The sequence below is a fragment of the Tenacibaculum soleae genome, from assembly GCF_001693415.1.
In the GTDB taxonomy this organism is placed as follows: domain Bacteria; phylum Bacteroidota; class Bacteroidia; order Flavobacteriales; family Flavobacteriaceae; genus Polaribacter; species Polaribacter soleae.
Window position 1 is genome coordinate 466,803 of the sequence record NZ_MAKX01000001.1, and the last position, 17,238, is coordinate 484,040.

10 protein-coding genes are annotated in these 17,238 nt (G+C 32.0%); 3 read left to right on the forward strand and 7 right to left on the reverse strand.

Annotation, left to right across the window (positions count from 1 at the left end; genetic code table 11):
• Nucleotides 1-48: 48 nt before the first annotated feature.
• From BA195_RS02110 to trxA, 7 genes are all read right to left on the reverse strand, one after another.
• On the reverse strand, nt 49-744 hold the full coding sequence (locus BA195_RS02110) for a hypothetical protein (RefSeq protein ID WP_068701957.1): 696 nt from the start codon (nt 742-744) through the stop codon (nt 49-51).
• A complete protein-coding gene (locus BA195_RS14595) occupies nt 741-4,976 on the reverse strand; it encodes a thrombospondin type 3 repeat-containing protein (protein ID WP_068701959.1) in 4,236 nt (1,411 codons plus the stop codon). The genes BA195_RS02110 and BA195_RS14595 overlap by 4 nt, the downstream gene beginning before the upstream one ends.
• A gap of 84 nt (nt 4,977-5,060) precedes the next feature.
• Nucleotides 5,061-6,398 carry a deoxyguanosinetriphosphate triphosphohydrolase gene (locus BA195_RS02120; protein ID WP_068701961.1) on the reverse strand — a complete coding sequence of 446 codons (1,338 nt, stop codon included), beginning with the start codon at nt 6,396-6,398 and terminating at the stop codon, nt 5,061-5,063.
• A gap of 101 nt (nt 6,399-6,499) precedes the next feature.
• Nucleotides 6,500-6,811 (reverse strand): hypothetical protein, encoded by a 312-nt coding sequence (locus BA195_RS02125; RefSeq protein ID WP_068701963.1) that lies wholly within the window; start codon nt 6,809-6,811, stop codon nt 6,500-6,502.
• Between the two features lie 365 nt (nt 6,812-7,176).
• Complete coding sequence (locus BA195_RS02130) at nt 7,177-9,576, reverse strand: ribonucleoside-diphosphate reductase subunit alpha (RefSeq protein WP_068701965.1); 2,400 nt, start codon at nt 9,574-9,576, stop codon at nt 7,177-7,179.
• Between the two features lie 178 nt (nt 9,577-9,754).
• Nucleotides 9,755-10,726: a ribonucleotide-diphosphate reductase subunit beta gene (locus tag BA195_RS02135; RefSeq protein WP_068701967.1), complete on the reverse strand. Its 972-nt coding sequence runs from the start codon at nt 10,724-10,726 to the stop codon at nt 9,755-9,757.
• A 295-nt stretch (nt 10,727-11,021) separates the two neighbouring features.
• The gene (gene trxA / locus BA195_RS02140) at nt 11,022-11,381 is read right to left on the reverse strand and encodes a thioredoxin (protein WP_068701970.1); all 360 of its coding nucleotides are present in this window, start codon (nt 11,379-11,381) and stop codon (nt 11,022-11,024) included.
• A 166-nt stretch (nt 11,382-11,547) separates the two neighbouring features.
• Here trxA and BA195_RS02145 point away from each other — a divergent pair, with 166 nt between their 5' ends.
• The 3 genes from BA195_RS02145 (at nt 11,548) to BA195_RS02155 (ending at nt 17,152) form a co-directional block, all read left to right on the forward strand.
• Nucleotides 11,548-13,707, forward strand: coding sequence for a prolyl oligopeptidase family serine peptidase (locus BA195_RS02145; protein ID WP_068701972.1), 2,160 nt, complete (start codon nt 11,548-11,550; stop codon nt 13,705-13,707).
• Between the two features lie 108 nt (nt 13,708-13,815).
• The gene (locus BA195_RS02150; protein WP_068701974.1) at nt 13,816-15,951 is read left to right on the forward strand and encodes a M13 family metallopeptidase; all 2,136 of its coding nucleotides are present in this window, start codon (nt 13,816-13,818) and stop codon (nt 15,949-15,951) included.
• Between the two features lie 262 nt (nt 15,952-16,213).
• Nucleotides 16,214-17,152, forward strand: coding sequence for an ABC transporter ATP-binding protein (locus BA195_RS02155; protein WP_068701976.1), 939 nt, complete (start codon nt 16,214-16,216; stop codon nt 17,150-17,152).
• Nucleotides 17,153-17,238 lie beyond the last annotated feature (86 nt).

Consider the following 17,238-nt stretch of genomic DNA (forward strand, 5'->3'; position numbering starts at 1 on the left):
AAAACGACGCCGATGGCGTCGTTTTTATGTATGTATTCATTGGTATATTTAGTTTACACTAAAACTCCAAACTTGACCAATAGACTTTGCTCCTGAGTTATCTATCGTATTTATTTTCCAATAATAGGTTTTACCAGTTTCAACAGTTACTTCATATAATTCGTCACTAATTGAATTGGTTGTTACTTTTTCTGGGTCAGTATTTTCGCTAAAAAAAACATCATATGTTAAAGTATCTGATGTATTAGAATCAGCTCCTTTCCATTGTAAATTAAAATTTACAGTATTTATAGTCCCTTCATCTAAAGGTGCAATTAATTTTGCTGTAAACGGTGCGGTATTAGTTTCTCCTTCTCCTTTTGTATAAAAAGCATTTACCGAAGACGGTGTACCTGCTTTACCTTTACTATCAACTGCAGTTACTCTCCAATAATAAGCAACTCCTTTATCTACTGTAATTGATTTTGTAGAAGAACTTACTGTTTCTGTTTTAACAATAACAGCCATATCTCTACTATTTGAAAACTCTACTTTATAACGAATGTTATCATTATTAGCATCTGTAGCATCTGACCAATCAAAAACAACCGTGTTATCTATACATAGTAAATTTTCTGTTGGATACACTAAATTAACAGTACTTGGTGCTTCATTAACTACTTCTGGTTCTTTACTCGTACTGCCACCACAAGCAATGAATAATGAAACTGAAAATAAAGCGATTTTATTTATTACTTTTTTCATTTTTTTAATATTTTAAAGGTATTATTCTTATCGTTTCCTAATTTTAATATATAAATTCCTGATTTATAATTACTAAATGGAATTGACAATTCATTTCCTTGTCTTTCAATGTTTTCGTTTAATACGACTTTACCTGTTATATCAAATACCGTTGCTTTAATTTTTATTGGTGTTTCTAGTGGTACTAATAATTCTATAGATTCTATAACTGGATTACTCCTTAAGAAAACATTATCAATAGTTGTAGTAAATTTACCTTCACAAGCTTTTGCAGTGGTTACTTCAATAAGTCCTTTGCCTTTAACTTTTACATTAAATGTTGATTGATTGAACGTATTAACTAAATCTCCATTTAAAAATACTTTGTAAGGTGCTGTTCCAGAACTTACGTTTACAGTATAATTTTTAGATTGGTTATTTTTAGCTAATCTTAAAGAAACAGTACTGGCTGGTTTTACCTTTATTTCAAAACATTGTTTGTAATTTTTATCATCAACAACGACACATAACTCATAATTTCCTGGTGCTAAATTTTCAAAAGTATACGATGCTGATGTTAATTGTATTGTTTCATTTGTTGTATTTCCTATTAAAGTTAAAGTGTAACTTACAAATGTTTCATTAACATTAACGGTAACTTTACCGTCATTTTCATTGACACAGGTTTCTGATGTAGTTTGAATAGATATATTCTTTTCATCTAAATAACTAGTATCACATACATCTCCTATTTGGTTGTTATTAACATCGGCTTGATCTGGATTTGATGTATTTGGACAGTTATCTACAGCATCCATAACGCCATCATTGTCAGAATCTTGACAAGCATCTCCAATTCCATTATTATCTGCATCTTCTTGGTTTGGATTTGCTGTATTGATACAGTTATCTACCGTATCAATTATTCCATCATTATCTGCATCTTCACACGCATCTCCTATTCCGTTATTATCTGCATCTGTTTGATTTGGATTTGCTGTTGTTGGGCAATTATCAACATCATCTAAAATTCCATCAGCATCTGAGTCCTGACACACGTCGCCTATCCCATCATTATTAATATCTTTTTGATCGGCATTTGGTGTATTTACACAATTATCAATATTATCTGCAACTCCATCATTATCTATATCTTCACATGCGTCTCCAATGCTATTATTATTAACATCTTCTTGATTAGGATTTATTTTATTTACACAATTATCATTGATATCTAAAACACCATCACCATCTGTATCTTGGCACACGTCACCTATTCCATTATCATCTACATCTGCTTGATCTGGATTTGCTGTTGTTGGGCAATTATCAACGTCATTATTTATCCCATCATTATCTTCATCTTCATTAGGATCTAAAAAACTACCTGAAAATATACCTCTACCATAGGTTGCGGCAAAAACTACATTGTCATCTCTTAAATCTAAATCTAAAACTGGTACGTTACTCATTCCATTATATGCTTGTTTCCATGTTGGAGTAACCGCATCAAAATTACTTGTTTTCCAAATTCCTAAATCGGTACCAATAATAACTTCATTTTCATTATAAGGGTTTTGCATTATTGTTTTAACGGGTAAATCTGGTAAATCACCTTCTTTACTTATCCAACTTACACCTGCATCATTAGAGTACCATATACTTACAACTCCATAGTTATGCATAGTAACAAAAATTTCATCTTCATTTTTACCAAATTCGATATCAGAAACTGAGCCTATAAAATTAGAGCCCGTTATTTCTGTCCAAGTACCAGCTCCTACATTGGCATTTTCTACTCTTAATAATTTACCATTTTTTAATCCTAAAAATAATTTACTAGACGTTGTTGTATATGGTGAAATTTTTAGTGCTGATGGCGCATTGTCCATCAATGAATTTGTTAAATCTACTTTAATAATTGTTTCTAATAAATTTGAATATCTTTTTACAATAAAACCACTATTATTTGAGTAGTTCGAATACAAAATATTAAGATTTGAATCTAATTCTTCTTGATTTATAAAATCACCATTAGAACTATTTTCTTCATTAATTTCTATAGACTGGTTTGTTTTATAATTATACAACAGAATACTTTGATTGTACACATAATTAGTTATAAAGTATTCATCGGAACCATCAATATCAAAAAAACTTGCAGCCCCATCTCCTCCAGATGCTGTAATAGAACTATTAATACCTGATGTAGCTTCTTCTATCAATTGTGTTCCGTTATCTTGTGCGCCAGCAATAAAATATTCTTTACCACCAAATACTGCTGTTGGAGCAACACCTACTGTGTAAAATTGTAAGGTGTTATAATTTTTATTTCTTGGTAAAATATTTGTTCCAGAGTTATTTGAATAATACACTCCCCCATCATTACCAAAAACCATCTTACTTGATGATGCAAATGCTAAACCATGTTGATCGGCATGTACATCCTGATAACCAAAACCACCATACCAATGCGACAATTGATTCCATGTGGCTCCGCCATCTGTTGATTTAAACAAATCTATTCCTCCAACATATAAAACATCTTCATTATTAGGATCTACCCTTAGTAATAAATCATAAAAAGCTTGTCCTCTTGTAAAATCATTTGCTTCAATATCTGTGTCAGCATCATTAGGCAATGGCAACTCAGCTATGTTTGCAAAATTATCAGTTGTTTTAAACATCTTTACTGGTGCTCCTGAGGTATTCATTTCTGTTAAAACATATACTGTATTTTTATTTGTTGGCGAAACCGCTATTTCTGTTCTAACTCCATTTGTTATGGTATATACTTTACTAAAGGTAATACCATCTGTAGATTTAAAAATGACTCCTCCACCATCACCATTTGTATCACTTCTTGTAGTACTAATATATAATGAATTATCTGCTGCAATCTTAATATTATTAGGTTCATGCTCATAACCAGCTGCTGTTTTTGGTATATTTAATTTTGAAAAATTAATTCCATCAACCGATTTATATACTCCATAACTATCTCCTCCTAAAGATGTTGCTCCTGTATAAGCAGATTCTCCTGCTGCTACATAAACTTCTGAGTTCCCATTATTATTTCTAACAACTATATCATTAATATGTTGTACTCCAGGTACAAATGTAAGATTACTAGAGTTTGTATTTGTTGCAGATAATGTACCTGTAACTGTTCCAGATTTTAAAACGTTTATTAAATCATCACCATCTCTTTTACCAATCATTACTGTTGGAATGGTTACTTCTGCTCCATTATCACCTGCTGCCATATTAAATGGCGCCGTATTTTGATTATTAACAATTATAACTGCTATAGCACCAGCATCTTGCGCTTTTTTTGCTTTTGCTGAAAAATTACACGTTCCTCGTAAGATTACTGCTATTTTCCCTGCTAATTCTGAACCATTTGTAATCGTTTCACAACCATCTTCTGTTGGATTGGTTCCATCATTTACTAACACTAAGTCTTTTGTAATATCAATTGATAAACCTCCGCCAAACTCTGTGGTTAACACCGTTGCATAATTTCCTGAAATACTAGAAGGTGTGTTAATTGTTAATCTAGAATTTGTATCTAAATAAGAAGCTGAAGTAATACCTCCAAAAACATTATCCCAAGTATTACCGCCATCAACACTTTTCCATAATCCATCGCCATTTACATCGCCATTTACATACGATTCACCCGTACCAATATAAAATATTTTTGAGTTATTAGGATCTACAGCAATACAGGAAACTGCTAAATTTTCTGGAATACCAACACGTACCCATGCTGAATTTCTGTTTGAAATATTGGTGTTTTTCCATAAACCTCCGCTTACACCACCTGCAAATACTGTTTCATTAGTAGCATCATTAGGATCAAAAAGTAAGGCTCTTGTTCTTCCTCCTACATTATTTGGCCCTCTTTCAACCCAATTATTATCTACTTCTCCTGGCGCTCTTCTACTTGCCCTTAAATCATTTAACTTCTTTTGAAGTGCTAAGACATTTTCTTTATGGGTTTTTCCTGTAGATGGATTTATTTCGCTTAAATACTTTTGTTCAAAGTATGCATTTGGGGGTAACCCTTGTGCTTTTCTTTGTTTTTTAGGAAGTTTTCCTGTTTTTTGAAAAGGGTGATTCTTTAAAAATTCAGCATGTTGATTTCTTAATTTATCAATATCTATACCTTGACTATTTGTTGATTTCAAAACAACAATTCCTATGGCTAATAGTGTGAAAAAGCCAAAAAAAAGCCTTCTTTTATTCATAATAATTTTATTTGTGATATAATAACAGTTAGTATTAAAATCACCCTAAAAACTTAATACAAACTATGTTTATTTAATAACTAATTAGGCAATATTTCCTTTTGCTTTTTTAAATAATCGTATTGCAAAACTATCTGATAAACCTGATACATAACTACATATTTGCATGATTCTATCATATAATTGTTCTTTTTCTTGCTGATATTGATCGGGAAGTAAATTTAAAACTAAGGTATCGTAATTTGATGCTACTCCGTTATACTTATTATTTAATGCTGTTACAAAAACATCTAATAAATCAGCAATAATTTTATAACCTGCTACTTCTTTTTCAATAACATCTTTGCTACGATATATTTTAGCTATACTAATTTTAATAATGTCATTAATTTGAGCTTCATATTTACACTTATCTAATAACGATTTATCAAAACTACCATTTAAAATAGCTGTTTCGTTTTCTAAAAAAATGTCGACTGCTTCGTTAATTAATACCCCTATTGCTAAGGCTCTCAGGTAACTTACACGATCTTTTGTATATTTTAAAGAGTGATATTTTTTACTATCAATGGTGTTTTTTACGAGCTTTATCATATACTCTAAGGCATAATCTTCATCGATTAGTCCTAAATTAATTCCATCCTCAAAATCGATAATTGTATAGCAAATATCATCTGCAGCTTCAACTAAATAAGCTAATGGATGACGGTAATATGAAATTCCGTCGCTCTCTTTTTTCTGTAAACCTAAATCATTGGCAACATCTAAAAAAGCAGCTGTTTCTGACTGAAAAAAGCCGTATTTTTTATCAACTATATGTGTTGTTGGTTTTTTAGGTAATGATTCCTTCGGATATTTCATAAATGCTCCTAAAGTTGCATAACTTAAACGCAAACCACCTTCGCTACCGTGATTATTTTCGGTTAAAATCTTAAATCCGTTCGCGTTTCCTTCAAAATCTATTAAATCTTGGTATTCTTTTTCGGTAAGTTGCTCTTTATATTTTAATCCGTTACCAGTTTTAAAATATTCTCCAATAGCTTTTTCTCCTGAATGCCCAAAAGGCGGATTCCCAATATCATGTGTTACGGATGCAGCAGCAACAATAGCTCCAAAATCGTTAAAAGTGTAGCCTAAATTTACTAACCCCGGATGACGTTCTAACAATACTTTACCAACGCGTCTTCCTAACGTTCTACCTACTACTGATACTTCTAAACTGTGTGTTAATCGGGTGTGTACAAAGTCGGTTTTTGATAACGGAATTACCTGTGTTTTATCTTGTAAGCTACGAAAGGCCGATGAAAATATGATTCTATCAAAATCTACTTCAAAGCCTAATCGGGTTTCGTCTTGTAATATGCGTTCACGTTTTTGCGTATCGCCAAAACGTTTTAAAGAAAGGAGTTGTTCCCAGTTCATTGATTTATTTTTAAGATAAGAAGCTAAAAAAGAAGTATAGCTTCTCGAGGGTTCGAATTTACTAAAAAAAGAGAAGCCTTTCGACTTCTCTTTTTTTACTTTTAAGAATATTTACCCCAATCTCTTTTTAAAAACCAATTAGGCTTCCAGTGAATATATTTTGATGGTTGAAAATACAAGCTAGTAAGCTCAATCTTTAAAACTCTGTCTGGCAATAAAGGTAATGGATGCTTCCCTTTCGGACTATCTAAATCTAAAAAGTGATATCTAATTGACTTATCTTTAGACCTTCTACTTGGTCCAACATCAAAAGGAATACATTTTCTTGTTAAAACTCTATTACCATTTGTTACATAAGTGACTCTTACCATCAATTTTCTATTGATTGACTCAATCAAAATTTTTCTATTCATTCTCGTGGTTTTTAAATTATCAACATTATATTTTATTTTGTTGATAAAAATTAAACGTAGCTCCCTAGTTGTTTTTTAACGGGTTATGCTACTTACAATTTATTTATAGAAACATTTAACTTGGCTGTAAGAATTACATTTTGTATTTTTGAAAAACAAAACGGAGATGAGGTAATCTCTTCTTTCCTTTTGTAATATTATTGGGGCCGAATCCAAAAAATATTAAAAAAACCAAGAGCGATGCTTCAAGTGTCGCTTTTTTTTGTGCTTTTGTTTTACTACCTCAGCTATTTTTTTTAACTATATTTCAACTTATTAAGACGAGGAGTATTTTACAACTCCCCAATCTTAATTATAACTTTATTTTAAGAACCACACATTAAACAATCATCGTCTGGTGCTCCGTTTTTAGAAGCATCTACCATGGCTTTAAATTCTGCTGCACTCATTGGTTTATCATCTTCAATTACCTCTTCTTTCTTCTCAATATTTAAAGTAAACTGTTTTGCATTTACTGCCGATTTGGTGCGTAAATAATACATTCCTGTTTTTAAACCGCTTTTCCAAGCATAGAAGTGCATTGATGTTAACTTTGCAAAATCAGGGTCTTTCATAAATAAGTTTAACGATTGCGACTGATCGATAAAATACCCTCTATGGCGCGCCATATCAATAATATCTTTCATACTCATTTCCCAAACTGTTTTGTATAAATCTTTTAAGTCTTGCGGAATGCTTTCAATATGTTGGATAGATCCGTTGGCACGCATAATATCTTCTTTCATATTATTGTCCCATAAATTTAACTCAACCAAGTCTTCTAATAAGTGTTTATTTACTACAATAAACTCACCAGATAATACTCTACGTGTATAAATATTAGAGGTATAAGGCTCAAAAGCTTCGTTGTTTCCTAATATTTGAGAAGTTGATGCAGTAGGCATTGGCGCTACTAATAATGAGTTACGAACTCCGTGCTCCATTACCTCTTTACGTAAATTACTCCAGTCCCAACGACCACTTAAATCTTCTTCTTTAATTCCCCACATATTGTGCTGAAATTCTCCTTGTGACATTGGTGAACCTTTAAAGGTAGAATATGGTTCTTTTGCCTTCGCAATTTCCATTGATGAAGTTACCGATGCAAAATATAAGGTTTCAAATATTTCTTGATTTAACTTTTTAGCTTCATCAGATGTAAACGGCATACGCAACATAATAAAAGCATCTGCTAATCCTTGAATTCCTAATCCTACCGGACGGTGACGAACGTTAGAGTTTTCAGCCTCAATAACAGGATAGTAGTTACGATCAATAACAGTATCTAAGTTTCTGATTACTTTTTTAGTTACGTCAAATAATTTATTGTGATCAAAAAACTTGTTCCCATTTTCATCTTCAGCAACAAACATTGGTATTGCTATCGATGCTAAATTACACACTGCCACCTCATCTTCAGCAGTATATTCCATAATTTCTGTACATAAATTTGAAGAACGAATGGTTCCTAAATTTTTCTGATTCGATTTACGGTTAGCAGCATCTTTGTATAACATGTACGGTGTACCTGTTTCTATTTGCGATTCTAATATTTTTTCCCATAAATCACGTGCTTTTATGGTTTTTCTACCTTTTCCGGCAGCTTCGTAACTGGTGTATAAACGCTCAAATTCTTTTCCATAAGTGTCAAATAAATTAGGGCATTCATGAGGGCACATTAACGTCCAATCTGCATCTTGCTGAACACGCTCCATAAATAAATCAGAAATCCACATTGCGTAAAACAAATCACGCGCACGCATTTCTTCTTTACCGTGATTTTTCTTTAAATCTAAAAAGTCATAAATATCAGCATGCCAAGGCTCTAAATACATCGCAAAAGAACCTTTACGTTTTCCTCCTCCTTGATCTACATAACGTGCCGTATCATTAAATACTTTTAACATTGGTACAATTCCGTTTGATGTACCATTGGTACCCGCAATATAACTTCCTGTAGCACGAATGTTATGTAAAGATAAACCAATACCTCCGGCTGATTGTGAAATTTTAGCCGTTTGTTTTAATGTATCGTAAATACCCTCAATACTATCATCTTGCATTTGTAATAAAAAACAAGACGACATTTGTGGTTTTGGTGTACCTGCGTTAAATAATGTTGGCGTAGCATGGGTAAAATATTTTTTACTCATTAACTCGTATGTAGCAATTGCTTCGTCAATATCTTCTTTATGTATACCAATAGATACACGCATTAACATATGTTGTGGGCGCTCTACGATATTACCGTTAAGTTTTAATAAATATGAACGTTCTAAAGTTTTAAATCCAAAATAATCATAATTAAAATCGCGACTATAAATAATAGTAGAATCTAATTTATCAGCATTTTTCATGATGATTTCATACACATCATCAGCTAATAAAGGCGATTTTTTTTCGGTACGAGGATTTACATATTCGTACAAATCAACCATTGTTTCTGAAAACGATTTTTTGGTATCTTTATGTAAGTTAGATACCGCAATTCTGGCTGCTAATTTAGCATAATCAGGGTGTGCAGTTGTCATTGTTGCAGCAACTTCTGCTGCTAGATTATCTAATTCAGATGTTGTTACACCATCATATAAACCTTCAATAACACGCATGGCTACTTTAACTGGATCAACAATATTGTTTAATCCATAGCACATTTTTTTAACCCTTGCGGTAATTTTATCGAACATTACAGGTTCTTTTCTACCGTCTCTTTTCGCTACATACATATTATTATTGGTTTTAATTTGGTTAATAGGGTCACTAAGAACACTATGGTTTTATAGTAACTTAATTTAGTTGTTAAATGTTGTTGTTTCTGTACAGAAACTTAGGGCGCTAAAGCATTACTATGCTTTGGCAAAAATTACCGCATGTAGGGGATTAGCAGTGATGTTTTTTGTCTTTTTAAAAGTCAGCGTCGAAACTAATATCTCCTGTACCACCTGATGATACACCTGCTTTTTGATATTCTGAAACTCTTTTTTCAAAGAAATTTGTTTTACCTTCTAATGAAATCATTTCCATAAAATCGAACGGATTGGTAGCATCATACTCTTTATCACATCCAAATTCTAGTAATAATCTATCAGTTACATATTCTAGGTACTGCGTCATTAATTTAGCATTCATACCTATTAAACTTACTGGTAAAGACTCTGTAATAAACTCTCTTTCAATGTTAAGAGCATCTAAAATAATTTCACGAATACGATCTTTAGGCACTTTATTTACCATGTGATGATTATGTAAATGAACAGCAAAGTCACAATGCATTCCTTCATCACGAGAAATTAATTCGTTCGAAAAAGTTAGTCCTGGTAATAATCCTCTTTTCTTTAACCAGAAGATAGAACAAAATGATCCTGAAAAGAAAATTCCTTCAACGGCTGCAAAAGCAATTAATCGCTCAGCAAAAGAGTCCGATTCAATCCATTTTAAAGCCCAGTCTGCTTTTTTCTTAATTGCCGGAAAAACCTCAATAGCTTTAAATAAGTTATCTTTTTCTTCTTCATTTTTTACGTAAGTATCTATTAATAAAGAGTAGGTTTCAGAGTGGATATTCTCCATCATTATTTGAAATCCGTAGAAAAATTTAGCCTCAGAATATTGCACTTCATTTACAAAGTTTTCTGCCAAATTTTCATTTACAATACCGTCTGAAGCTGCAAAAAAGGCTAAAATATGTTTAATAAAATAACGTTCATCGTCTGTTAATTTGGTGTTCCAATCATTTAAATCAGAATGTAAGTCAATTTCTTCTGCGGTCCAAAAACAAGCTTGTTGTTTTTTATACCACTCCCATAAATCGTCGTGTTGAATTGGAAATATTACAAATCTATCTTTGTTTTCTTGTAAAATTGGTTCGGTAACAGCCATGCTTATTTTGTGCTAAATTTTGTTCGTTATTTTCTTCTCTTCAGGGAGAAACAAAGATTCAAAAAATTGCTAAAAACTAAAAGCTATACTTATTCACAAATCCCTTGAAGTTGTCAACAAATCATTAAAAAAAGATAAAACTGCGTCATTTTAACAAAAGTACAAATAACTTTAAAACAAGTACTTACAAAGTAAAAATAAGCTTGCGTAGTGATAATCACTGAGTTTCCTATTTTGGTTTTTTTGTATAAAAAAAGTGATGTTTTCACATCACTTTTTAAAATCATTTTTAGGCTTATTTTTCTACCTTTAAAACATCTTTTATAATTTGTTCTATTTGTTGTTTTGGTAATGCACCATTTGCCATTTGTGGTTGCTCATTCATAGGGCAAAACAACATAGATGGTATACTACGAATTCCGAAAGCTGCCGATAATTCTTGTTCAGCTTCAGTATCTATTTTATAAATATCTATTTTTCCTTCATACTCTTCACTTAATTGTTCTAAAACTGGCGCTAAAGATTTACAAGGACCACACCAATCTGCATAAAAATCAATCAAAGCAGGTTTATCTCCTTCAAATTTCCACTCTTTACCTGCTTCAAAATTAAATACTTTTTTTAAAAAAGTTTCTTTTGTTAAATTTTCTGTCATCTTATTATTGTTTTACTACTTTTTATCAGCTATTTTAAAAGTATAAAGGTAGTCGTTTTTATTTCTTAAAAATTACATAAACTTAAACAAGTGTTAAAGTCTTCTTAAAAACAAGAGGCTACTTATTTTTTCTGCTAACTTTGAAAGAATTAACTATTCTTATATCATGAAAAAAATACTGCTTCCAATTATTTGTGCAGGTACTTTATTGGTATCTTGTAACACCGAAAAAAAAGTTAAAAACGACCCTATTTTGAATTACCCTGAAACAGCAAAAAAACCTGTTGTAGATGAATACTTTGGTACCAAAGTAACCGATAATTACCGTTGGTTAGAAGATGATAAAAGTAAAGAAACTGAGGCTTGGGTAAAGGCTGAAAATGAAGTTACTTTTGATTATTTAAGTAAAATACCATACCGCGAACAATTAAAAAATCGATTATCTGAACTATGGAATTACGAAAAAATAGGAACTCCTTTTAAAGAAGGTGAACATACTTACTTTTATAAAAATAACGGATTGCAAAATCAGTATGTGTTATATAGAAAAGATGAAAGCGGAAAAGAAGAGGTTTTCTTAGATCCAAATACATTTTCTGAAGATGGTACTACTTCTTTAGGTGCCGTAAATTTTTCAAAAGATGGTAGTATTGTTGCTTATTCAATTTCTGAAGGTGGTAGCGATTGGCGTAAAATTATTGTAATGAATGCCAAAAACAAAGAAATTATTGGCGATACTTTAGTTGACGTAAAATTTTCTGGAATTGCATGGAAAGCAAACGAAGGTTTTTACTACTCTAGTTACGACAAACCTAAAGGAAGTGAACTTTCTGCAAAAACAGATCAACACAAATTATATTATCATAAATTAAATACAAAGCAAAGTAACGATCCTGTTATTTTTGGCGCAACTGCCGAAGAAAAAAACAGATATGTTGGAGGTTCTTTAACCGAAGATGACAACTATTTAATTATTTCAGCCTCAACCTCAACCTCAGGAAACAAGCTGTTTTTAAAAGATTTAACAACACCTAATAGTAAACTAGTAACTATTTTAGATAATTATGATAGTGATACTTACGTAATTGATAATCGTGATGATAAATTATACTTAGTTACAAACCTAAACGCTCCTAATAAAAAAATTGTTACTGTTGATGCTAAAAATCCAACTCCAGAAAACTGGAAAGATTTAATTGCTGAAACTGAAAATGTATTATCTCCATCAACAGGAGCTGGATATTTCTTTGCAGAATATATGGTAGATGCGGTTTCAAAAATTTTACAATATGATTTTGATGGAAAGTTAATTCGTGAAGTAAAGTTACCAGGAGTTGGATCTGCTGGTGGTTTTGGAGGAAAAACAAGCGCTAAAGAATTGTATTTCTCATTTACCAATTACAATACGCCAAGTTCATCTTATAAATTTAATCCAACCGACGGAACCTACGCTCTTTATTGGAAACCAGCGATATCTTTTAATCCAGATAATTACGAAAGTAAACAGGTTTTTTACACATCAAAAGACGGTACAAAAGTTCCGATGATTATTACTTATAAAAAAGGATTAGAATTAAACGGTAAAAACCCAACAATTTTATATGGTTACGGTGGATTTAATGTTAGCTTAACGCCATCATTTAGTATTGCAAACGCTGTTTGGATGGAACAAGGAGGTGTATATGCCGTACCAAACTTACGTGGTGGTGGTGAATATGGTAAAAAATGGCACGATGCAGGAACACAGTTAAAAAAACAAAATGTATTTGATGATTTTATTGCTGCTGCTGAGTATTTAATCAACCAAAAATATACTTCATCTGATTTCCTTGCCGTACGAGGAGGTTCAAACGGAGGTTTATTAGTAGGTGCAACCATGACACAACGACCAGATTTAATGAAAGTTGCCTTACCAGCCGTTGGTGTTTTAGATATGTTACGCTACCACACCTTTACTGCTGGCGCAGGATGGGCTTACGATTACGGAACTGCAGAACAAAGCAAAGAAATGTTTAATTATTTAAAAGGATATTCACCTGTACATAACGTTAAAAAAGGAGTTTCATATCCAGCAACAATGGTAACCACTGGTGATCATGACGATCGTGTTGTACCAGCACACAGTTTTAAATTTGCAGCAGAATTACAAGACAAACAACAAGGTAAAAGCCCTGTGTTAATTCGTATTGAAACTAATGCAGGTCACGGAGCAGGAACTCCGGTAGCAAAAACTATCGAGCAATATGCTGATATTTTCGGATTCACATTACATAATATGGGCTTTAAACAATTACCAAATAATCCTAAATCAAAAATTAAAAGTTAAAACTGTAACAATTTTAATTTTTAATACTCTTATACAAGAAAAGAAAAGCTAAAGAAGAAAGAAAACGGTTAAATATCACTTGTAATCAAATTAATCAAATCATACACAATGAAAACCATTCACAAAATGCTGTTTACCACTGCTGTTGCTTCTTTAGCTATTGCCTCGTGTAAAACAGGTCCAAAAACTCAGCAAAATCCTGAAGAGAAATCTCAAGGAATTATTTTAGAAAACATGGATACTTCTGTAAAACCTACAGATGATTTTTTTAGATACGTAAACGGAAGTTGGTTAGATAAAACCGAAATTCCTGCCGACCGAACTTCTTGGGGAGGTTTTGGTGAATTACGTAAAAAAACAGATGCTGATGTATTAGTTATTTTAAACAAAGCCATTGAAGAAGGTAATTTTCCAAAAGTAAAAGACGCTCAAGGAAACGAAATAGATTCTGATCAAGAAAAAGCAGTAAACTATTACGAAACCATCATGGATACTGTTGCTAGAAACAAACAAGGTATTGAGCCAATAAAACCTTTTTTAGCTAAAATTGATGAAATTAAAACTAAAAAAGACGTAGAAAACTATATTACAAACATGGCACCTTACGGTGGTGGTGGTTTTTATGGTTTTGGGGTGTATAACGATTTAAAAAACAGTAGCCAATACGCAGGCTATATGGGCGCTGGTAGTTTAGGTTTATCGCGTGATTATTACGTAGATGCTAAAGTAGCAGACAAGCTAGCTAAGTATCAAGAATTTGTTGCTAAGATGTTAGTTACTTTTGGTGATGATGAAGCTACAGCTAAAAAGAATGCAGAAACTATTGTTGCTTTCGAAAAAAGTTTAGCAACACCAATGATGACCAAAGAAGAGCGTAGAGATACACGTAAAATGTATAACCCTATGACAGTTGCTGAATTAACTGAATTAGCTCCTGCAATCGATTGGGAAGCTCATTTAAAAGGTATTGGTGTGAACATAGTTGATAAAGACAACGGTGATTTAAAAGGAGCTCCAGCTGGTAGTATTGATAAAATAATTGTTACCGATCTTGGATACTTTAAAGCATTAAGCGGAATTTTAGATGCTCGTTCTGTAGAAGATATTAAATTGTTATTACGTTGGAACACCATTAACGGTTCATTAGGAGTATTATCTACCGATTTAGAAACTGCTAACTGGGAGTTTTACAGTAAAGAAATGCGTGGTGCAAAGCAACAACGTCCAAGAAACGAGCGTGCTTTAGGTAACTTAAATGGTGCTGTTGGTGAGGCTTTAGGTAAATTATATGTTGATAAAATGTTTCCACCAGAAGCAAAAGCGAAAGCAAAAGAAATGATCGACAATGTAATGTTAGGTTTCGAAAAGCGTATTGCTGGTTTAGAGTGGATGAGTGAAGAAACTAAAACAAAAGCATTAGAAAAATTACACAAATTAACGGTTAAAATTGCCTATCCTGATGTTTGGAAAGACTATTCTGAATTACAAGTAAAAGGATTAGAAAACGGTGGTTCTTATTTTGATAACGCTAAAAATGTTACCAAATGGAATTACAACAAAAACATGGAAAAACTAGGGAAAGCTGTAGATAGAACAGAATGGGGAATGGCGCCTCAAACTGTAAATGCTTACTTTAATCCTGTAAATAACGAAATCGTATTTCCAGCTGCAATTTTACAACCTCCTTTTTATGATTATAAAGCTGATGAAGCTGTAAATTATGGTGGTATCGGAGCAGTAATTGGTCACGAAATTTCTCATAGTTTTGATGATTCTGGAGCTCGTTTTGACGGTGACGGAAACCTTAAAAACTGGTGGACAGATTCTGATTCTGAAAAATTTGCCGTAATTGGTAAGCAATTAGTAAAACAATACAGCAATATCGTTGCTATTGATAGCATGCATTTAAACGGTGAATTTACTTTAGGTGAAAACATTGGTGATTTAGGTGGTGTACAAGCTGCTTATGAAGGTTTACAAATTTTCTTAGCAAAAAACGGAAGACCTGCTGATATTGACGGATTTACTGCTGAGCAACGTTTTTTCCTTTCTTGGGGAACAATTTGGAGAACAAAAATGCGTGATGAAGCTTTAAAAAACTTAATCATGACAAACACCCACGCACCTGGTCAATACAGAGCTTACATGCCTCTTAAAAACGTAGATGCTTTCTATGAAGCTTTTGATGTTAAAGAAGGCGATAAAATGTACTTAAAACCAGAAGAAAGAGTTAGAATCTGGTAAACACAGTATCTTTTGTAATGATTTTCTTTACGGGGAATTGTACAAACTATATCAAAGAAAACCGATACGAAAGTGTCGGTTTTTTTATTCCTGTCACTTCGAGTGATTTTTGAGGCACGAAAAAATTGTATCGAGAAGTTGGGCGTTACCACAAGTGGTCGCGCTTTCACTACTCGCTTTTTTTTTCGTTCCTCAAAAAAAGAGCTCAAACAAACCGTTCAATCACTAACGCAACAAACGATAAAAACATATTTTTGCAAGTATGCTACAAGTTAACAACATTTCATTTGCTTATTCTAAAGAAAAAGCAACACTTAAAAATATAAATTTTCAACTTAAAAAAGGAGAACATTTATGTATTATGGGCGAAAGTGGTTGCGGAAAATCTACCTTATTAAAAGCCATTTATGGGTTATTAGATGTAAATAAAGGAACCTTATTTTGGAATGACATACAAATTTTAGGACCAAAACATCACTTAGTTCCTGGAATGGATTTTTTTAAATACGTTGCGCAAGATTTCGATTTAATGCCTTTTACATCCGTAACTGAAAATATTAAAAAGTTTTTATCTCGTTTTTATCCTCAAGAAGCTGAACAAAGAACTCAAGAATTATTAGAAGTTATAGAAATGACTTCTTTTGCTAACACAAAAGTAAAAAACTTAAGCGGCGGACAACAACAACGTGTTGCAATTGCTCGTGCATTGGCAAAAGAGCCTGAATTATTATTGTTAGACGAACCTTTTAGTCAAATAGATAACTTTAAAAAAAGTTCGCTTCGTAGAAACTTATTTAGTTATTTAAAAGAAAAAAATATTGCCTGTATTGTAGCCACTCACGATGGTAACGAAGCACTATCATTTGCTGATAAAATGATTGTTATTAGAAACTACCAAATAATAGCAAATGATACCCCTAAAAACCTGTATCAAAATCCTAAATTAAAATATATCGCTTCGTTGTTTGATGATGTGAATGAAGTATTTATCAATAATAAAACAGTTTTATTATACCCACATCAAATAAAAATTATTGAAAAATCAAAAATAAAAGCTATTGTTGTTAACAATTACTTTAAAGGATATTATTGGCTTATTGAAGTAAATTATAACGGAAAAATTCTATATCTAAACCATACATCAGTATTAGAAACTAAAAAAACAGTTTCTTTGAAATTTAAAGAAACTGTTTTAAATTAATTCAAAATAATTACTCAACTCTTTTAAAACTTTTTAAGCCTTTTAAAAAAATACACTTCTATCTTGTTAAATAAAAGTGCATTATA